At 64.1% G+C, this 19715-nt stretch carries 13 protein-coding genes; 8 read left to right on the top strand and 5 right to left on the bottom strand.

The window, feature by feature from the left end:
- Positions 1 to 86: 86 nt before the first annotated feature.
- The 4 genes from ACP7DD_RS06415 to ACP7DD_RS06400 all read left to right on the top strand — a co-directional run bounded on the left by ACP7DD_RS06415 (position 87) and on the right by ACP7DD_RS06400 (position 6474).
- Entirely contained in the window at positions 87 to 2816 is a 2730-nt protein-coding gene (locus tag ACP7DD_RS06415) for a TonB-dependent receptor (RefSeq protein WP_426173876.1), read from the top strand.
- 780 nt (positions 2817 to 3596) lie between these two features.
- Positions 3597 to 3839, top strand: coding sequence for a hypothetical protein (locus ACP7DD_RS06410; RefSeq protein ID WP_426173875.1), 243 nt, complete (start codon positions 3597 to 3599; stop codon positions 3837 to 3839).
- 349 nt (positions 3840 to 4188) lie between these two features.
- Positions 4189 to 6021, top strand: a complete 1833-nt coding sequence (locus ACP7DD_RS06405; protein WP_426173874.1) for a DEAD/DEAH box helicase — start codon at positions 4189 to 4191, stop codon at positions 6019 to 6021.
- A gap of 57 nt (positions 6022 to 6078) precedes the next feature.
- Positions 6079 to 6474 (top strand): glutaredoxin domain-containing protein, encoded by a 396-nt coding sequence (locus ACP7DD_RS06400; RefSeq protein WP_426173872.1) that lies wholly within the window; start codon positions 6079 to 6081, stop codon positions 6472 to 6474.
- A 51-nt stretch (positions 6475 to 6525) separates the two neighbouring features.
- Here ACP7DD_RS06400 and ACP7DD_RS06395 read toward each other — a convergent pair whose 3' ends face one another.
- Positions 6526 to 7800 carry an MFS transporter gene (locus ACP7DD_RS06395; RefSeq protein ID WP_426173871.1) on the bottom strand — a complete coding sequence of 425 codons (1275 nt, stop codon included), beginning with the start codon at positions 7798 to 7800 and terminating at the stop codon, positions 6526 to 6528.
- A 201-nt stretch (positions 7801 to 8001) separates the two neighbouring features.
- On the opposite strand from ACP7DD_RS06395, the gene ACP7DD_RS06390 reads away from it, so the two are divergent.
- From ACP7DD_RS06390 to ACP7DD_RS06380, 3 genes are all read left to right on the top strand, one after another.
- Positions 8002 to 9333 carry an MFS transporter gene (locus ACP7DD_RS06390; RefSeq protein ID WP_426173870.1) on the top strand — a complete coding sequence of 444 codons (1332 nt, stop codon included), beginning with the start codon at positions 8002 to 8004 and terminating at the stop codon, positions 9331 to 9333.
- Between the two features lie 82 nt (positions 9334 to 9415).
- Positions 9416 to 11047, top strand: coding sequence for an alpha-D-glucose phosphate-specific phosphoglucomutase (locus ACP7DD_RS06385; protein WP_426173869.1), 1632 nt, complete (start codon positions 9416 to 9418; stop codon positions 11045 to 11047).
- Between the two features lie 14 nt (positions 11048 to 11061).
- Positions 11062 to 12717, top strand: coding sequence for an alpha-amylase family glycosyl hydrolase (locus tag ACP7DD_RS06380; protein WP_426173868.1), 1656 nt, complete (start codon positions 11062 to 11064; stop codon positions 12715 to 12717).
- Positions 12718 to 12765: 48 nt separating this feature from the next.
- Here ACP7DD_RS06380 and ACP7DD_RS06375 read toward each other — a convergent pair whose 3' ends face one another.
- A complete protein-coding gene (locus tag ACP7DD_RS06375) occupies positions 12766 to 12984 on the bottom strand; it encodes a helix-turn-helix transcriptional regulator (protein WP_426173867.1) in 219 nt (72 codons plus the stop codon).
- A gap of 8 nt (positions 12985 to 12992) precedes the next feature.
- A complete protein-coding gene (locus ACP7DD_RS06370) occupies positions 12993 to 13448 on the bottom strand; it encodes a hypothetical protein (protein WP_426173866.1) in 456 nt (151 codons plus the stop codon).
- A 157-nt stretch (positions 13449 to 13605) separates the two neighbouring features.
- Between ACP7DD_RS06370 and ACP7DD_RS06365 the strand changes: the two genes are divergently transcribed.
- Positions 13606 to 15453 carry a glucokinase gene (locus ACP7DD_RS06365; protein ID WP_426174029.1) on the top strand — a complete coding sequence of 616 codons (1848 nt, stop codon included), beginning with the start codon at positions 13606 to 13608 and terminating at the stop codon, positions 15451 to 15453.
- Here the strand turns inward: ACP7DD_RS06365 and ACP7DD_RS06360 are convergent, their stop codons facing one another.
- On the bottom strand, positions 15454 to 18162 hold the full coding sequence (locus tag ACP7DD_RS06360; protein WP_426173865.1) for an alpha-1,6-glucosidase domain-containing protein: 2709 nt from the start codon (positions 18160 to 18162) through the stop codon (positions 15454 to 15456).
- Position 18163: 1 nt separating this feature from the next.
- The gene (locus tag ACP7DD_RS06355) at positions 18164 to 19705 is read right to left on the bottom strand and encodes an oligopeptide:H+ symporter (protein ID WP_426174028.1); all 1542 of its coding nucleotides are present in this window, start codon (positions 19703 to 19705) and stop codon (positions 18164 to 18166) included.
- Between the last annotated feature and the right edge of the window lie 10 nt (positions 19706 to 19715).

Genomic DNA, 19715 nt, shown 5'->3' with positions numbered 1-19715 from the left:
GAACGCTCGGTTCCGGCTCCCGTGTTGTAGGCATTTCGGCTGTAGTTGCGGGAAATACGTAGTTCTAAATGAAATTGAGGGGACAAATGAAAATTTTCGCAAACAAGCCTGCGGGCACCCGGGCCGGCCTGTTCTTCCAGCTGAGCCCTGTCGCCGCCGGCTGTGCCGTGCTGATCTCGGCCATGTCCGGCCAGGTCAACGCGCAAACGTCGACGGCCACCAATGCCGCCGACGCACCGATCGCCAGCGTGACCGTGTCGGGTATCCGCCGCGGCATCGAAGACGCCATCTCGGTCAAAAAAGACTCCAGCTCCATCGTCGAAGCGATTTCGGCGGAAGACATCGGCAAGCTGCCCGACGCCAGCATCGCCGAATCGATCTCGCGCCTGCCAGGCCTGGCCGCGCAACGCGTGGGCGGCCGCGCCCAGGTCATCAGCGTGCGTGGCTTGTCCCCGGATTTCTCCACCACGCTGCTGAACGGGCGCGAGCAGGTCAGCACCGGCGACAACCGCAGCGTCGAATTCGACCAGTACCCGTCCGAGCTGCTCAGCGGCGTGACCATCTACAAGACGCCGGATGCGGCGCTCGTCGGCCAGGGCCTGTCCGGCACGATCGACATGCAGACCGTGCGTCCGCTGGCGTTCGGCAAGCGCACCGTCGCGATGAATGCACGGGCCGAGCGCAATTCGCTGGGCAGCATCTCGAACGCGAAAGCGACCGGCAACCGCTTCAGCATCAGCTACATCGACCAGTTTGCCGACCGCACCATCGGCGTGGCGATTGGTTTTGCCCATCTCGATTCGCCGGTGCTCGACAACGAAACCGGCCTGTATGAGCCATGGAAAACCGACGGCCGCCCAGGCGTGCCAGCGGGCACCTCGCTCACCGACGGCATCAAATCGGTCGCGCGCAGCGGCCGCAACGAACGCGACGGCCTGATGGCTGTGCTGCAATACCGTCCGTCGAAGGCATGGAACAGCGTGCTCGACCTGTACGGCTCGACTGCCAAGCGCGAAGAAACCGCCAACCAGCTGGAAATCAATCTCGGCGACTACAACGGCGGCTTCACGCCAGGCCTGTTGTACAACCCGGCTACGACCCAGGGCGGCGTGCTGACCGGCGGCGTGGCCAACAACGTCTATCCGCTGGTGCGCGGCATGTATAGCAACCGCAAGGACGACATCCGCGCGGCCGGCTGGGCCAATACGTTCAAGCTCAACGACATCACCGTGCTTGCCGACGTCAGCTACTCGACCGCCAAGCGTGACGAGCTGAGCCTGGAAAACAACACTCAGATCAGCACGCTCTCGGGCACCCCGTTCCTCGATTCGGTCACGCTGCGCCTTGGCGCCGGCGGCTTCCCGATCATTGCGCCGGGCCGCGACTACAGCAAGCCGTCGACGCTGTTCGTGCGCAACACCATTTACGGCTCCGGCTACGGCAAGACGCCGCTCGTCGAAGACGAACTCACGAGCGTGAAGTTCGCCGCCAACTTCCCGCTCGACGGATTCCTGTCGAGCGTGGACGTGGGCGTCAGCTACGCCGACCGCAGCAAGATGAAGCGCCAGCCGGAAGGCAACATCGACCTGAAGGGCGCGCCGTCGACGATTTCGAGCGACCTGCAGTACGCTCCGGTCAACCTCGGCTTCTCCGGCACCGGCATGATTCCTTCGTGGAACGTCCCTGGCGTCGTCGCGAAGTACATGATTTTCGCGCCGACGGACACCAAGGACTACCTGATCGCCAAAGGCTGGGACGTCAACGAGAAGATCACCACCGCCTACGCCAAGGCCAACATCGACAGCGAATTCGGTGCGGTGACCTTGCGCGGCAACTTCGGCGTGCAGATGCAGCGTACCGAGCAGTCGTCGGACGCGAACTACTGGGACGGCACCGCCGCTGTCGGCAAGCAAGTCAAGCCGGTGCATGACGGCAAGAGCTACACCGACGTGCTGCCAAGCGCCAACCTGGTGTTCGGCTTCGATGGCGGCCAGACGGTGCGCCTGGCTGCTGCACGGCAGATCGCCCGCGCCCGCGTCGACCAGCTGCGCTCGGCGCTCGACTTTGGCGTCAGCAACGTCGACTTCAAACCGGGTGGCAGCGGCGGCAACGCCCAGCTCGACCCTTGGCGCGCTAATGCCTTCGATATTTCGTACGAAAAGTATTTCGGCACCAAGGCGTACGTTGCAGTTGCCGCTTTCCACAAGAAGCTGGTCAGCTACATCTATACCCAGACGAAGGACTACGACTTCTCGAAGTTCACTCCTGGCACCATCGCCAAGACGCAGATCGGCAACTACTCGGCGCCTTACAACGGCCAGGGCGGCACCTTGAAAGGTATCGAGCTGTCCGGTTCGCTGCCACTGAACCTGGTCACGCCGGTGCTGGACGGTTTCGGCGTGCAGGCCAGCTATACCCATAGCGACAGCTCGATCACGATCGAAGACCCGAGCGGCAGCATCGGCAGCAAGATACCGCTGCCGGGCCTGTCGAAGAACATCAGCAACTTGACCTTGTACTACGAAAAGGCCGGTTTCGAGACGCGCATCAGCCAGCGCAAGCGTTCCGACTTCGTTGGTGAAATCGGCAACTTTGCCGGCGAGCGCAGCCTGCGTTACGTCGTTGGCGAAAACGTCGTCGACTTCCAGATCGGCTACACGTTCCAGGGTGGTCCGCTGAAGGGCGTCGGCCTGCTCGCCCAGGTCAACAACTTGACCAACTCGGCTTACGAGACCTACAACGGCGACCGCCGCAAGCAACTCGAGTATCAGAAGTACGGTCGCACGGTCCTGGTTGGCGCCAACTACAAGTTCTAAGCGTCAGCAACACAAGTTGCCAGAAAGCCCCGTCACGCAAGTGTCGGGGCTTTTTCTTGTGCGCCCAGCATGGGCACAATCTTGTGGGTGCAAGTCCCGCCGTGAGCTGACCACAGCGAACGAAGTGAAGCGCAACTGCGGAAGGGCGACCGTGGGGAGGAAGCGTGGATCGAAACTGCAAGCCGATGGACAAGAGCCGGATAGAAGGCGGTGCCGATCAGGGCGAGCGGGCAAGAAACCGCAAAGCTCTTGTGGTCAAAGGATCAGGCGGCGTAAATCCGGCGGTTGTGCAGGGAAGGATTGCGTTCTTACCTGGGGAGATCTCGTCTTGTGCCTGAAAGGGCGACGGTGGAAGCCGGAACGAGAAGTCAGCAGAGGTCGTAGTAGTCGGGGGCTGGGCCGGGAAGGCCGAAATCGCCGATGAAGGGCCGAAGGAGCGGGAGGGTGAGTCTGCCTGACCATCTGGGATGGATCTGCTTCAGATGCCCGGATACGGGGCTCGTCACACAACGCGTCGATGGTGAAGCCTGAAGCGCGGTGACAGCGAAGAACCAAATCGGCCGGGTCAGGGTCAGGTGAATCTAGGCGTCATGTTCGGGTACAGGCATGGCGACCTCGACCGTTTCAACCGCCCGGTGCGGACCCGCATGCCGGGTGGTGTGGGAGGGGCGCGGTCATTGTGGCCGCCCCCTATCCCGATTACTGTTGCCAACGCTGGGGTCAGGTCTGACATTCCCCTTCTGTCAGACTAGTTGTCACCCTACATTTTTGGGAGACAACATGAGTAAACTGTATTTTGATGCTTTTATCGAGCAAGCCTTAGTGAAGGTTTATTCTCGAGGCAAACGTACCGTGCAGGACGTTTCAGACGATCTGAACGTCAACTTTTACACGGTCAAAAACTGGATACGCAGAAAGAATTTGTATATGTTGAAAGAATCGGTAGACAGAGAGAAGCGGCCGCAGGACATTTGGCCGGGGTCAGGTCTCTTAAGCAAACACCATAAGAGTGGAGCTTCCTAGAACCAGCAGTAATAAAGGTGTTTGCTTCGGGGCGATCTTCGGCGCCCGCCGCCGATTATTGCGCTGACATCCGGACAGTTTCCCTCGGATCTAGTGCATGAGTACGCTAGGCGCGTTGATCAGGCCGCCGGCGTCGTGAGTCGTCGACTGGCTTATGCAGCCCGAAGTGTCCGAATGCCAGACCTGACCCCAGCATTTTGTCCGAATGTCAGACCTGACCCCAGCGTTTTGGCCGAGTGGCAAGTGTTAAGTTGTGCTCGGCAAAGCACGGCGCGTGGCGAAATTAGTACGTGTCGGGCGTCAAGAGAGTAAACTGCCATCTTTACGCGTTAATTAAGTGAGCAACTCCATGTCCGACACCCCCCTTCCGCAGTTTTCCGACCTGAACCTCTCCGCCGCCGTCCTCAAGGTGATCAAAGAGGTCGGCTACGAAACGCCATCGCCGATCCAGGCCGCCACCATCCCGCTGCTGCTGGCCAATCGCGACGTGCTCGGACAGGCCCAGACCGGGACCGGCAAGACCGCCGCCTTCGCGCTGCCGATCCTGTCGAACCTCGACATCAAGCAGCACTCGCCACAGGCGCTGGTGCTGGCGCCCACGCGTGAACTGGCGATCCAGGTCGCCGAGGCGTTCCAGACCTACGCCGCACACATCAAGGACTTCCACGTGCTGCCGATCTACGGCGGCCAGAGCTACGGCCCGCAGCTGTCGGCCTTGCGCCGCGGCGTGCACGTCGTCGTCGGCACCCCAGGCCGCGTGATCGATCACCTCGACAAGGGTTCGCTCGACCTGTCGAAGCTGAAGACGCTGGTGCTCGACGAAGCCGACGAGATGCTGCGCATGGGCTTCATCGACGACGTCGAACAGATCCTGCAAAAGACCCCGGCCACGCGCCAGACCGCGCTGTTCTCGGCCACCATGCCGTCGGCGATCAAGCGCATCGCCAAGACCTACCTGCGCGATCCGGCCGAAGTGACCGTCGCCGCCAAGACCGGCACCGCCGACAATATCCGCCAGCGCTACTGGATGGTCAGCGGCATGCAAAAGCTCGAGGCGCTCACCCGCATCCTCGAAGCCGAGCCGTTCGACGGCATGATCATCTTCGCCCGCACCAAGCTCGGTACCGAAGAACTGGCCGGCAAGCTGCAGGCGCGCGGTTTTGCCGCCACCGCCATCAACGGCGACATGCAGCAGACGCAGCGCGAGCGCACCATCGCCCAGCTCAAGGACGGCAAGATCGACATCCTGGTCGCCACCGACGTCGCCGCCCGCGGTCTCGACGTCGAGCGCATCAGCCACGTCATCAACTACGACGTGCCGTCCGATCCGGAAAGCTACACCCACCGCATCGGCCGCACCGGCCGCGCCGGCCGCAGCGGCGAGGCAATCCTGTTCATCACCCCGCGCGAGCAGGGCCTGCTCAAGGCGATCGAGCGCGCCACCCGCCAGCCGGTGTCGCCGCTGACGCTGCCGACGGTGAAAACCATCAACGACGTTCGCATCGCCAAGTTCAAGGACCAGATCACCGAGACGCTCGCCGCCGGCGGCATCGACGTGTTCCGCACCCTGATCGAAGAGTACGAGCGCGAACTGAATGTGCCGGCAGTGGAAATCGCCGCGGCGCTGGCCAAGCTGGCGCGCGGCGACGTGCCGCTGCTGCTTGAAAAGCCGGACCGCAGTGCCAAGGCCGCGCCGGTGTGGGAAGAGCGTCCGGCCCGCGCGCCGCGCGCCGACGCGCCGCCGATGCGTGCCGATCGCGCCGACGCGCCGGCCTTCAAGCGCGAGCGCACCATGCGTCCGGCAGAAGACGGCATGGGCACGTTCCGCATCGAAGTCGGTCACTCTCACGGCGTCAAGCCGGGCAACATCGTCGGCGCCATCGCCAACGAAGCGGGCATCGAATCGAAGTACATCGGCCGCATCGAGATCTACGACGACTACAGCACGCTCGACCTGCCGGCCGATATGCCGCCTGACCTGATCGACCACCTGAAGACGGTGTGGGTGGCAGGCCAGCAGCTCAACATCACCCGCGACGGCGAGCCGCCTGCGGTGAAAAAGGCCGCCGGTACGTTTGCCGGTCCGAAAAAGGCGGCGGGCGATCGCCGCTTCGCCGAAAAGGCAGGCTACGCCAAAGGACCGAAGAAGGAACACCGCAAGGGTCCGCCGAAAGCGGAGTAACTCACCAAGGGCGCCTGTGGCGCCCTTTTTTTCATCTCAACTTGCAAAGGACGCCGCATGACCCGCCCAATTCTCGCCGAAGACCACATCCATCCTGCCATCCGCCAGGCCATCTCCGAGCGGAACGCCGATATCGTGCGCGAGGTGCAGGGCGCGAACGCCGGTAACGACGTGGTGGTGGTCGGCATGGCGCTCAATCCGTTCCCGAAAAAGGCGCGCAAGGCGCTCGATGCGATTTCGGCGCCGTACAAGTACCTTGAATATGGCAGCTACCTGAGCCAGTGGCGCCGCCGCAACGCGCTGAAGATGTGGACCGGCTGGCAGACCTTCCCGATGGTGTTCGTCAAAGGCACGCTGGTCGGCGGCGCCGGCGAACTGCAGCGGCTGATCGACAGTGGCGAGTTCGCGCGGATGATCGCGTCGGGCGCCGGCGCCGCCAACGATAAGGCGTAACCTCGAAATCGTCGTTCCCGCGCAAGCAGACCCCTGCCGGGAGGGGCGGCCTTAGTGAGCCGTCGCCATTGCCGACGCCTGCACCGCGACCGTCTTCGTCTCGCTCACCAGGCACCACAATACGGCCGATATGGCCAGGCAGCTGCCGCAAATGATGAACAGGATATTCGAGTTCTCGGTCGACTTGAGCACGTAGCCCACGCCGGTCGACAGCAGCTGCGGAATGACCACCGACAGGTTGAAGATCCCCATGAAAAACCCCATGCGGCTCTTGTCGACCTTCTCGCTCATGATCGCGAATGGCAAGCTGACGATCGCGCTCCAGCCGATGCCGACCACCGCCATCAGTGCGTACAGCCGGTGTGTCGAGTAGCCGGCGTAAGCGATCGCGAAATAGGCGCATGCCATGATGGCGATGCAGCCGACCTGCGTCTTGACGCGGCCGATGCGCGACGCCAGCGGCGCCAGCACCAGCGCCGGCAGCACGAAGCCGACCACGTTCATTACCGCGAACGAGATCGCGATCACGTGGCCCGACTGGCTCGCAAACGATTCGGGCGACGTCCGGCCGTCGACGATGTGCTGCTGGATGAAGGCGATGATGTAGACGAACATCGACTGCACCCCGATCCACGAAAAGCCGTGCGCGAAGTAGATGCGCCACAGCTGGCCCCACTCGGTGCGGGTCGCTGCTGCGGCGCCCTGGACCTTCAGTTCGCGCGGCTCCGTGACGAAGAACATCGGCACCACGGAGAACGCGAACACGATGACGACGCCGGCCGAGATCAGCGCGTAGTTGTCGATGAAGGCGCCGATCAGGTAGGCCATCACGCCCCAGAAGCCGGAGATGGTCTGCATCCACGTGAAGCCGCGCGTGCGCGCCTCGCCGTCAGGCGTGACGTCGGCAATCAGCGCGCGGGTGGGGTTGAAGCCGATGTTGATCGACAGGTCGAGCGTGAGCGCGACGATCACCGCCACCACCAGCAGGTTGCCGATGCCAAGCACGCCGGCGACGACGTCGATGCGCGGCAGCAGGAACACCATCAGCGCCGCAAGCGTGCCGCCGATCAGGATGAACGGCCGGCGACGCCCGCCCCAGAACCAGGCGCCGTCGCTGATGAAGCCGATCAGCACCTGGCCGATGATCCCGGCCAGCGGCCCGGCCGCCCAGACGATGCCGATCTCGTGGATGTCGAGATGATATTTGGTACTGAGCAGCCAGCTGAGCGCCGAAATCTGGATGCACAACGCAAAGCCCATCGCCGTCGACGGCAGGCTGATGATGGCGTTAAAGGAATTGCTCAGGCGCTTTTGCATGTCCAGCATGGTGTCCCCATCGTCGTTTTTAATTACGCGGCCGCTGTTATTTCACTACAAATTTCTCTTTATGCCGGCCATCGCTGCGCCGATTCTACTATGAACTGGTTTAGATTGACACTTAGAAATCGCCATGTTACTTTCCTACAAATAAGCAGATGCGCCAGCACCGCGCGACGCAACGAAATCAGAGAAAATTCGGAGACACAGATGGAAATGACGCTACCCTCGTTGCGGCCGCGCCTGACGTTCTGGCAGTTATGGAACATGAGCTTCGGCTTCTTCGGCATCCAGTTCGGCTTCGCGCTGCAAAACGCCAACACCAGCCGCATCTTCTCGACCCTCGGCGCCCAGCCGGACGACCTGCCGCTGTTCTGGCTCGCCGCGCCGATCACCGGCCTGCTGGTCCAGCCGATCGTCGGCTACATGAGCGACAACACCTGGCACCCGTCCTGGGGCCGCCGCCGCCCGTTCTTCTTCATCGGCGCCGTCCTCGCCTCGATTGCCCTGTTCCTGATGCCGAACTCCTCGGCCCTGTGGATGGCCGTCGCCGTGCTGTGGATGATGGACGCGGCGATCAATATCTCGATGGAGCCGTTTCGCGCCTTCGTCGGCGACAAGCTCGATCCGAGCCAGCAGACCGCCGGCTTCGCGATGCAGACCTTCTTCATCGGCTGCGGCGCGGTCATCGCCTCGCTGCTGCCGACCATGTTCTCCGACGTTTTCGGCGTCAGCAACGTGCCCGTCGGCGGCATGGTGCCTGACACGGTGCGCTACTCGTTCTACATCGGCGGCCTGGTGTTCTTCCTGTCGGTGATGTGGACAGTGCTGACCTCGACCGAGTCCCCGCCCGAGAACATGGACAAGTTCATCGCCGAGCGCACCGCGTCCAGGCGTCCCGGCGTCGCGCTGCGCGAAATCGTCGGCGGCTTCGGCCAGATGCCGAAAACGATGGTGCAGCTCGCGTTCGTTCAGTTCTTCACCTGGATCGCGCTGTTCGCGATGTGGATCTACACCGGCACCGCGATTGCCGACAACGTGTACGGCACCACCGACGCCCAGTCGGCCGCCTACCAAAGCGCCGGCAACTGGGTCGGCATCATGTTCGGCGTCTACAACGGCGTCTCCGCGCTGGCCGCATTCCTGCTGCCGGTCGTCGCCCGCGCCACCAGCCGCAAGGCAGTCCATACGGCCTGCCTGATCATCGGCGGCATCAGCCTGGCCAGCATCTTCATGATCACCACCAGGGAAATGCTGATCATCCCGATGATCGGCGTCGGCATCGCGTGGGCCAGCATCCTGACAATGCCGTACGCGATCCTGGCCGGCGCGCTGCCGGCCAACCGCATGGGCTATTTCATGGGCCTGTTTAACTTCTTCGTCGTGATTCCGCAGATCGTCAGCGGCCTGCTGCTCGGCTGGATGACCACCCACGTATTCGGCGGCCACACCGTGCAGACACTGATGCTCGGCGGCGCGAGCATGATCCTGGCCGGCGTGCTCACGCTGTTCGTCACCGACAAGGCGGTCGCGGCGAAGTGACCCGCGCCACGCTTTTGCCGACTGTCGTATGGTAGAGGATTGATAACAACCAATCCATATTCAGAGCGAACAGGAGCTGCGAATGACAATACACTCGGTAGCAAGCACGCCATACGCCGGGCAGCGCCCCGGCACGTCGGGCCTGCGCAAGAAAGTCAGCGAATTTCTTCAGCCCGGCTACTTGGAAAACTTCGTCGAGGCGATTTTCCATACCATCGGCGACTGCCGCGGCCAGACCCTGGTGCTCGGCGGCGATGGCCGCTATTTCAACCGCACCGCCGTCGGCGTGATCCTGCAGATGGCGGCCGCGCATGGCGTTGGCCGCGTGCTGGTCGGGCAGGGCGGCATCCTGTCCACGCCGGCGGTCAGCTGCGTGATCCGCAAGCACGCCGCGTTCGGCGGCATCGTGCTGTCGGCCAGCCACAATCCAGGCGGCCCGGATGGCGACTTCGGCATCAAGTACAACGTCGGCAACGGCGGACCGGCACCGGAAAAAATCACCGAAGCGCTCTACCTGTACACCCAAACCAACGCGCTGTACCGCATCAGCGACGCCGCCGTGCCCGACCTTGATCAGGTCGGCGTGTCGCGCATCGAACAGATGGACGTCGAAGTCATCGACCCGGTATCGGACTACGCCGAGCTGATGGCAAGTCTGTTCGATTTCGCCGCCGTCAAGGCGCTGTTCGCCGGCGGCTTCACGATGCGCTTCGACGCCATGCACGCGGTATGCGGCCCGTATGCGCACGCCATCCTGGAAGGCACGCTGGGCGCGCCGGCCGGCACCGTCATCAACGGCACGCCGCTGGAAGACTTCGGCGGCCACCATCCGGATCCCAATCCGGTCAATGCGGCAGAACTGATCGCCGAGATGTTCGGCGCCGCCGCGCCCGACTTCGGCGCCGCCTCCGACGGCGACGCCGACCGCAACATGATCGTCGCGCGCGGCCTGGCGGTGACGCCGTCCGACAGCCTGGCCATCATCGCCGCCAACGCACAAGTGGCCCCAGGCTACCGCGCCGGCCTGGCCGGCATCGCGCGCTCGATGCCCACCTCCACCGCGGCCGACCGCGTCGCCGAATCGCTCGGCATACCGTGCTACGAGACGCCGACCGGCTGGAAGTACTTCGGCAACCTGCTCGACGCCGGCATGGTCACGCTGTGTGGCGAAGAGAGTTACGGCACCGGGTCGAGCCATATCCGCGAAAAGGACGGCCTGTGGGCGGTGCTGTTCTGGCTCAACCTGCTCGCCGCCAGCGGCAAGCCGGCCGCCACGCTCGTGCGCGAGCACTGGGCCACGTTCGGCCGCAATTACTATTCGCGCCACGACTACGAGGCAGTCGACGCCCAAGCGGCGGAAGGCATGATGGCGCACCTGCGAAGCCAGCTCGGTCAATTGGCCGGCCAGCAGCTCGATGGCTTCACCGTCGCGCTGGCCGACGATTTTGTCTACACCGACCCGGTCGACCTGTCGGTGACCAGCAAGCAGGGCGTGCGCATCGTCATGACGGACGGCTCGCGCATCGTGTTCCGCCTGTCCGGCACCGGCACCGAGGGCGCGACCATCCGCCTGTACCTGGAAAAATACGAAGCCGACCAGGCACGCCACGCTATCGATCCACAGCAGGCGCTCGCGGGCCTTGCCGCCATTGCCGCCAACCTGTCGCAACTTAAGCCGCGCACCGGGCGCGATCATCCCACTATCGTCACTTGAAAGAGTCCTAACGCATGAAATTATCCGTCCTTGCCGTAGCAGTCGCCCTCGGCGTTGGTGCAGCCGCCACTCCGGCGCTGGCAAAGCAGCCGTTCTCGTGGAGTAACGCCACCATCTATTTCCTGATGACGGACCGCTTCAACAACGGCAACCCGGCAAACGATCATGCCTACGGACGCAAGGACGACGCGGCGCCGCTGCGCGGCTTCATGGGCGGCGACCTGGCCGGCGTCAGCGCCAAGATCAGGGAAGGGTACTTCCGCGACCTGGGCGTCGACGCTATCTGGATCACCCCGCCCGTCGAGCAGATCCACGCCGGCACCGACGAAGGCACCGGCAAGTCGTACGGCTTTCATGGCTACTGGGCCAGGGACTTCACCAGCATCGACGCCAGCCTCGGCACCGAGGCCGACATGCGCGAACTGGTCGACACTGCGCACGCCAACGGCATTCGCGTGCTGCTCGACGTCGTGATGAACCATACTGGACCGGTGACCAGCGAAGACCCGGTGTGGCCAGCCGACTGGGTGCGCACCGGCCCCACCTGCACCTTCAAGGACGCGGCCACCACCATCGACTGCACGCTGGTGGCCAACCTGCCCGATATCCGCACCGGCAGCAACGCCGCGGTCAAGCTGCCGCCGGCGCTGGCGGCGAAGTGGAAGGCCGAAGGGCGCTACCAGCGCGAAGTCAGGGAGCTCGACGACTTTTTCAAGCGCACCGGTTACCCGCGCGCGCCGCGCTATTACCTGATCAAGTGGCACGCCGACTGGGTGCGCAAGTACGGCTTCGACGGCTTTCGCGCCGACACCGCCAAGCACACCGAGGCCGGCATCTGGAAGGAGCTCAAGCAGGTCGCCGGCGCCGCCCACGAAGAGTGGAAGCGCGCCAATCCCGCCAAGCGGCTCGGCAACGACAACTTCTTCATGACCGCCGAGGTGTACAACTACGCGATCGGACATGGCCGCAAGTTCGACATCGGCGGCGGCCAAATGGTCGACTTCTTCGAGAACGGCTTCGACAGCCTGATCAACTTCAGCATGAAAGAAGACGCACAGAAGGGCGCCGAGGCGCTGTTCTCCCGCTATTCGGCCGCGCTGAACGGGCCGCTGGCCGGCTACTCGGTGCTCAATTACGTCAGCTCGCATGACGACGGCACGCCGTTCGATCCCCTGCGCACGCGGCCCTTCGAGGCCGCCACCAAGTTGATGCTCGCTCCCGGCGCCGCGCAGATCTACTACGGCGACGAGACGGCACGCCTGCTGCGCTTCGACGGCGCCGAGGGCGACGCCAAACTGCGCAGCTTCATGAATTGGGAGGACCTGGCCAAAAACGCGCAGCGCGCAAACTACCGCGTGGCCGACGTGCGCGACCACTGGGCCAAGCTGGGACAGTTCCGACGCGCGCACCTGGCAGTTGGCGCCGGCGTGCACCAGATGATCCAGCATTCGCCTTACGTCTTCAAGCGCACCTATGACAAGCACGGCGTGAGCGACAAGGTGGTGGTGGCGCTGGGCCTGGCGACGGACAAGCCGGCCAGCATTCCGGTGCGTGGTGTATTCGGCGATGGCCAGACGGTGCGCGATGCCTATTCCGGCACCAGCGCGGTAGTCGCCGGCGGCGTGGTGCAATTCCCGGCGCAAAACGCCATCGTCCTCATTTCGCACTAGCCGCTTGAAGAAGTCTGACACTATGTGTCAGACCACGATTGAAGCCTGTTAGTTCGGCGATCCGGCATCGAGCCTGAAAATATCTTCGACCTTCACGCCGAGCGCGCGCGCCAGTTTGAGCGCAAGGACCGTCGACGGCACCATGCGTCCCGATTCAATCGCGTTGATCGATTTGCGGGTGATGCCACTAAGGTCTGCCAGCTGCGCCTGCGTCAGGTCGCGCTGCGCGCGCAGCAGCTTCATGTTGGTGACGAGCGTTTCATCCATCGGGCGGATTAGCGGTCGTAATAGAGGATGCTGGCCAACAGCAGTACCGCTCCGGACAGCACGGTCACGCAGGCCGCGAACGCCAGCGGATCGGCCATGGCGATTCGCGTCAGCCAGATTGCCAGTACTGGCTGCAGCACCATCACGCCGACGAAGGCATTGCGAAAGGCACGGTTCATGCTGTCGGCGCGCAGTTCGTCGTTCTGGATCGCCTGCATCGCCGATCCCGATGGATTCAGGCGCGCGCGACTGGCCCAGGAGCGCAAGTATGCGACGGCAATGATGATCCCGATCGGAAGCGCGCTGGCGAACCGCCTGAGGAAGGCGCCGGTTTCGCTGTCCGGGAAGCCAAGCGAAACGGCGCCCGGCACGCCCAGCACCACCACCACGACCAGGGCAAGCCATAAGCTGCGCTGCGAGTAGCGCACTAGTTCATCGGTTTCGCTCAACATGTTAGGCGTCATTGTGCATCTCTCCTGGGTGAGCATCGAATAGGAAGCAATGTAACACATCGGTTACTAAATGCAACCTATACGTTTCATTCATTTTTGATGTATTTCAGCCAATAGGGTATGCTAGCCGCGATCCGATGATGCTTCAGACCTGACGTTACCGACCTTGATGACCAAAGACCTCGACTCCGAACAGAAATACAGCCGTACCGCTTATGCGGACGGGCCGCGCCTGCTGGCCGACATCGGCGCCACGCATGCGCGCTTCGCGCTCGAGACGGCGCCTGGCGTGCTGCGGGCGGTGCGCGTGCTCAAGTGCGACGACTTCACCGGCATCGTACCGCTACTGCATTGCTACCTGGCCGATCATGCGGGTACGCGCATCAACCACGGCGCGTTCGCGCTGGCGAACCCGATCAGCGGCGACATGATCCGCATGACCAATCGTGACTGGCAGTTTTCGACCGATGAAGTGCGGCGCGAACTGGGCCTGAACACGCTGCTGATCGTCAACGACTTCACCGCGCTGGCGATGTCGCTGCCTGGCTTGTCTGGCCAGGACGTGATGCAGGTTGGCGGCGGCGCGGCGGCGGCGAACGCGGTGATCGGCGTGCTGGGTCCTGGCACCGGGCTTGGCGTGTCAGGCGTCATCCCGACGCTCGACGGTTTCGTCACGCTCGGCAGCGAGGGCGGTCACGTCAACTTTGCGCCGGCCGACGAGCGCGAGTTCGCGATCCTGCAGTTTGCCTGGAAGGAGTGGCCGCACGTATCGAACGAGCGCCTCATCTCCGGGCCCGGCATGGAGATCATCTACCGCGCGCTGGCCGAGCGCAACGGCGTGGCGACGGCCGGGCGCAGTTCGCCCGACATCATCGCCGGTGCGCTCGACGAGTGCGACGCGCTGTGCCTGGAAGTACTCGAGTGCTTCAGCGGCATGCTGGGCGGCGCCGCCGCGAACCTTGCGGTAACGCTGGGCGCTTTCGGCGGCGTGTTCATTGGCGGCGGCATCGTGCCGCGCATGGCCGAGTGGTTCGCGACGTCGCCGTTTCGCGCGCGTTTCGAGGCGAAGGGGCGCTTCACCGCCTACCTGGCGCAGATTCCGACCTACGTCATCATGACGCCGAACCCGGCGTTCTACGGCGTGGCCACTATCCTGTCCGAACACCTGCGCGGTCGCAGCGGCGCCAACACGTTGATGGAGCGGGTGCAGCACCTGCAGCACGAGCTGTCGCCGGCCGAGCAGCGCGTCGCCACGCTGGTGCTGGAGCATCCGCGCAAGGTGCTCGGCGAGCCGATCGCCGAAATCGCGCGGCTGGCCGAAGTGAGCCAGCCGACCGTGATCCGCTTTTGCCGCTCGCTCGGTTTTCTTGGCCTGGCCGACTTCAAGCTCAAGTTCGCCAGCAGCCTGACCGGCACGATCCCGGTGCGCCACAGCCAGGTGCGCGTCTCCGACAGCACCCACGACCTGTCGGCGAAGGTGATCGACAACACCGTGTCGGCGATCCTCAGGTTCCGCGACCAACTCGATGTCGTGTCGATCGACCGCGCGACCCAGTTGCTGCGCGCGGCGAACCGGGTCGAGTTTTACGCGATGGGCAATTCGCGCGTTGTGGCGCTGGACGGGCAGCACAAGTTCTTCCGCTTCCGCATTCCGACGTCGGCGTATGGCGACTCGCACTTGTTCACGCTTGCCGCCGAACTGCTCAAGCCGGGCGACGTCGTCATCGCCATCTCGACATCGGGCGAGCTGCCGGAGCTGCTGGCGGCGGTCGACACCGCGCGCGCGGCCGGCGCCGACGTCATCGCCATCACCAGCAGCAAATCGGCGCTGGCGAAAAAGGCCAGTATCTGCCTGGCGGTCGATCACAGCGAGGACAGCACCACGTTCCTGTCGATGATCTCGCGTATCCTGCAGCTGCTGCTGATCGACATCATGTCGGTCGGGATCTCGCTCGCCGCGCCGGAAGAGGGCGAGCCCGACGCGCGGCGCCTGATGATTTCGCACCTGGACCTGTAGCTACTGGACGAACACCACCGCAGTGCGCGCCGGGATGCTGAATACGCCCGTGGCGCTGTCATACATGGCGGACCTGGCGCGCGGGTCGGCGCGGTGTGCCGGATGCAGGCGGTAGCGCTTTGCCTTCTGCGCATCGATGGCGATCGTGTGGGCGACTTTGTCGACGTTGATGAAGTAGCAGACATCGCCGAACGCCGCGCCCGGATAGCCTTTGCCGTCGAGGTGGGCGGCGATCACGGTCGGCACCTGGCCAGGCCCGGTGTTGTAAAAGCGCAGGCGCTGTTCGATGTCGGCGGCGCTGCGCAGCCGGAACAGCGACGAGCTGGAGCGGATGGCGAGCAGGTCGCGGAAGACGTCGCGCGCAAAGGCGATGTCCGCGGGCAGCGGCTTGAGCGCGGGATTGGCCAGCAGCGGCAAAATCCACGCGTAGTCGGCGCCGTTGTCGCCGGCCGGCGGCGCGCCGGTGCCGAAGTAGTTGTCCTGGTAGCTCCAGTCGATGCGGTTGAACCAGTCCCCTGAATTGAAGCTGTTGCGGTCGAGCGATTTCGAGCGCAGCGTATCGACGCCGGCGTGGAAGTAGGCCACGCCCTGGCTGAAGGCGTTGATCGCCGCGCCGAGCATCTGCACCCGCGCGCGGTCGGCGGCGGAGGTCGCCAGCGGCAGCTTGAAGACGTTGATGTCGTACAGCGTCTGGTTGTCGTGGTTCTCGATGTAGTTGACCGCTTCGGCCGGTTCGCTGGCGTAGCCGGCGCTTTGCCCGTTGTAGTCGATATCCTTCAATAACCTGGTGGCGCCGTGGTGCGTTTGCAGCCGATAGCTGCGCACCGAGCCGGCCAGGCCGACCCTGACCATGTCGGCCGCCTGCAGCAGGTCCGACATCGGCCGCGTGCCGGCCAGCGCATTCGGGTCGAACACCAACCCGTTGATGTAGCCCTGCAGCTCGAACAGCTTGTCGCCCGCGTCGCCCGCCGCGCCGCCGCGCACGGCATCGCGCGCACGGTCGCTGAAGGTGCCGATGCCGGTCCCGTTCAGCGACAGCTGCGAAGCCTGCACGAAGCGCTTGCCATCGGCCACTTCGCCAAAGTTCCAGCCTTCCCCGATCAGCTGGACGTGGCGGCCGGCTGCGCGGTCGACCTGGCGCTGCAGTTGTTCCATCACGGCGCGCGGCTGGTGGCCCATCAGGTCGAAGCGGAACGAATCGATGCCGTAGTGCTTCGCCCACAGCACCGCCGAATCGATCATCAGCTTGCCCATCATGCGGTTTTCGGTGGCGGTGTTGTCGCAGCAGGTGGAGCGCTCGACCACGCCGGCTTCGTTGAGCCGATGGTAGTAGCCGGGCACGATTCGGTCGAGTACCGACTTCTCGTCCTGGCCGGAGCGGAAGGTATGGTTGTAGACGACGTCCATGCCGACACGCAGGCCGATGCGGTGCAGGTTCATCACCATCTCGCGCGTTTCGACGATGCGGCGGGCGCCGTCATGCGGGTCGCTGGCGTAGCTGCCTTCCGGCGCATTGTAGTGGAAGGGATCGTAGCCCCAGTTGAAGCAGTCGGTATCGGCATTGCGCGTGACCAGCGCCTGCTGCTCTTCGCCATCCGGCTTGCCGGCCACGGACTCTGCGCGGCAGCCCGCTTCCGGCACACTGCCGATGTCGTAGATCGGTAGCAGGTGGATGTCGGTCAGGCCGGCGCGCGCCAGTGCGGCGAGGTGACGCATGCCGTTCGAGCCGGCTTCGCCGAAGGCGCCGTACTTGCCGCGGCTTGGCGCGCTGACGGTGGCGTCGTTGATGGAGAAGTCGCGCACGTGCAGTTCGTACACCACCATGTCGGTCTGCGCCTTGACGGCGTTCGGCGCCGCGCTTCGGTTCCACCCGCGCGGCTTGAGCGCCGGCGAATCAAGGTCGGCGATGTAGCTGCGCTTGGAATCGGTGGTGAGGCTGATGGAATATGGATCGGTGACCAGGTTGCGCACGATGCCGGCGCCGTCGACCGCGACGTCGACCAGGTAGGTGTAGTACTTGCCGGACAGGTCGGCTTGCGCCGCGGCGCTCCAGGTGCCCGATCGCGGGTCGCGCTGCATCGGCGCGATGGCAGCGGCGCGTGAACTGCCGCTGTCGTAGGTGCAGACGGCTACTCGCTGAGCGGTCGGCGCCCACAGTGTAAAGGCGGTGCGGCGTTTGCCGACGCTGACCCCGAGTTGAGCCTCGCCGGCCACGGCGAACAGGTCGTCGAGCGCGCCGGCCGACTGGACGCGGGTGGCTGCGAGCACCTTGCCGTCGGCGCCTTCGCGCACCAGTATCAGCTGCTGGCGGTGCAGTGCGGGCAGGCGGGGAAGGTCGGCGGCCCTGACCGCGACGATGGCGCCGGCAGCGACATACTGAAAGCGCGCGGGCACGGCATCGGTGGCAACGTCGAGCGTCAGTGCGCCGTCAGCGCCGGTGACGACGGCGCCGGGCTTTGCGTCGATCGATCCGATGGGGGAAAAGTACAGCTTGAAGATGCCGGCGGCATCGCTGCCCGGCCACTTGGCAAGGCGGCGGTCGAGCCACACGGCGCGCGCCTCGAAGCGTTCGCCGGAGGCATGCAGGATGGTCTGGTGCGAACTGGCGTCGCATGCCGCCAGCGGCATGTCGGCAGCAGCGGCTGCGGCGCACAGCAGCGCGCCGCAGCCCGCGATGACGACGCGGACCCGGCGCGCGCGATTGACCATGTCAGACCCGATAGTTGTTGGTCATGCGGTAGCGCGTCGCATACCAGCCGAAGATGATGGCGGCGACCAGTGCGAACGCGGCGAAGAAGTACATCTGGAAGGCGATCACGCCGATGCCGCTCTCGCTGATGTAGCCAAGTACCGCGTCGTTCCTGACGCTCTTGTTGACGATCAGGACCCACAGACTGCCGACCGTGACGGCCAGGTACCACAGCGACATGATGGTGCCCTTCATCGAAGGCGGCGCCTGGCTGTAGGCAAATTCAAGACCGGTGGCCGATACCAGCACTTCGCCCATCGTCAGGATCGCGTATGGCAGGATCTGCCACATCATCGACGTCGGCGTGCCGCCGTCCATCTGGCTCTGGATCATGCCGATGACAACCCACGCCAGCGCCGTGAAAACGATGCCGGCGGTCATGCGGCGCAGGGCGGTGACCTCGATGCCCATGCGGGCAATCGCCGGGAACAGCACCAGGTTGTTAAACGGGATCAGGATCATCACCAGCAGCGGGTTCAGTGCCTGCATCTGCGCCGGCAGGAACTTGAAGTCGTTGCCGAAGAAGTTGAAGGTCGGTTGCACCATCGAGTTGGCCTGCACGATCCAGGTCGAGGCCTTCTGGTCGAACAGCGACCAGAAGGGCGTCACCAGGGCGAACACGATGAGGATGCGCAGCACGGCACGCACGCCGTCGACCGCTTCGTCAGGATGGGTGCCGCGCGCGCGTTCGAGCTGGATCGACGTGCCCCAGCCGCCGAACGCGATGACCAGCACCAGGGCGGTACAGGCGCTGATGACGAAGCCCCACGACGGCGACATCGCCAGCGAGATCAGGGCGCCGACGGCGCCGACACTGGCAATGCCCAGGCCCCAGCGGATGCTGCCGGGTTTGCACGCCAGCAGGGCGGTGCGCGAGACGCGCATGAACGAATGCGGGTTGGGCGGCGCCGGCGGCACGTGCACGTACTTGCGCTTGCCGAGCCAGAAAATGAGGGTAGCGATGAACATCAGGATGCCGGGAATGCCGAAGGCGACCGAAGGGCCGTAGCTCTTCAGGAAGTACGGCATCAGCAGCGACGCGAAGAATGAGCCGAAGTTGATCATCCAGTAGAACGCGTCGAACACCTGCTTGGCGCGATGCTTGTTGGTCTGGTCGAACTGGTCGCCGACGAACGAGGCCACCAGCGGCTTGATGCCGCCGGAGCCAAGCGCGATCAGGAACAGGCCGAAATAGAAGCCATTGAGGTTGTCGTCGAACGCGGCCAGGCAGGCGTGGCCCGCGCAGTAGACAAGGCTCATCCAGAAGACGGTATTGTATTTGCCGAAGAAGCGGTCGGCGATCCAGCCGCCCAGCAGCGGAAAGAAGTAGACCCCGATGACGAAGGTGTGGAAGATGTGCTTCGCTTCGCCGGCGCGATCGGCCTCCGGCAGGAACAGCAGCAAGGTGCTGATCAAAAATGGTGTGAGGATGTTGCGCATGCCGTAAAAGCTGAAACGCTCGCAGCCTTCGTTGGCGATGATGTAGGGGATCTGCCGGGGCATTTTCCCGGTG

Source organism: Massilia sp. TWR1-2-2 (assembly GCF_049897565.1).
In the GTDB taxonomy this organism is placed as follows: Bacteria; Pseudomonadota; Gammaproteobacteria; order Burkholderiales; family Burkholderiaceae_D; genus JAFCUW01.
The sequence above is the reverse complement of the archived record's forward strand: the minus strand, read 5'-3'. Positions and strand labels throughout refer to the sequence as shown.

What these genes read in the sequence shown, in the direction of transcription:
- ACP7DD_RS06390 (WP_426173870.1), top strand. Translation starts at nt 8,002, where the DNA reads ATGGAAATGACGCTACCCTCGTTGCGGCCGCGCCTGACGTTCTGGCAG.
- ACP7DD_RS06370 (WP_426173866.1), bottom strand. Translation starts at nt 13,448, where the DNA reads ATGACGCCTAACATGTTGAGCGAAACCGATGAACTAGTGCGCTACTCG.
- ACP7DD_RS06415 (WP_426173876.1), top strand. Translation starts at nt 87, where the DNA reads ATGAAAATTTTCGCAAACAAGCCTGCGGGCACCCGGGCCGGCCTGTTC.
- ACP7DD_RS06395 (WP_426173871.1), bottom strand. Translation starts at nt 7,800, where the DNA reads ATGCTGGACATGCAAAAGCGCCTGAGCAATTCCTTTAACGCCATCATC.
- ACP7DD_RS06400 (WP_426173872.1), top strand. Translation starts at nt 6,079, where the DNA reads ATGACCCGCCCAATTCTCGCCGAAGACCACATCCATCCTGCCATCCGC.
- ACP7DD_RS06410 (WP_426173875.1), top strand. Translation starts at nt 3,597, where the DNA reads ATGAGTAAACTGTATTTTGATGCTTTTATCGAGCAAGCCTTAGTGAAG.
- ACP7DD_RS06365 (WP_426174029.1), top strand. Translation starts at nt 13,606, where the DNA reads ATGACCAAAGACCTCGACTCCGAACAGAAATACAGCCGTACCGCTTAT.
- ACP7DD_RS06385 (WP_426173869.1), top strand. Translation starts at nt 9,416, where the DNA reads ATGACAATACACTCGGTAGCAAGCACGCCATACGCCGGGCAGCGCCCC.
- ACP7DD_RS06355 (WP_426174028.1), bottom strand. Translation starts at nt 19,705, where the DNA reads ATGCCCCGGCAGATCCCCTACATCATCGCCAACGAAGGCTGCGAGCGT.
- ACP7DD_RS06380 (WP_426173868.1), top strand. Translation starts at nt 11,062, where the DNA reads ATGAAATTATCCGTCCTTGCCGTAGCAGTCGCCCTCGGCGTTGGTGCA.
- ACP7DD_RS06360 (WP_426173865.1), bottom strand. Translation starts at nt 18,162, where the DNA reads ATGGTCAATCGCGCGCGCCGGGTCCGCGTCGTCATCGCGGGCTGCGGC.
- ACP7DD_RS06405 (WP_426173874.1), top strand. Translation starts at nt 4,189, where the DNA reads ATGTCCGACACCCCCCTTCCGCAGTTTTCCGACCTGAACCTCTCCGCC.
- ACP7DD_RS06375 (WP_426173867.1), bottom strand. Translation starts at nt 12,984, where the DNA reads ATGGATGAAACGCTCGTCACCAACATGAAGCTGCTGCGCGCGCAGCGC.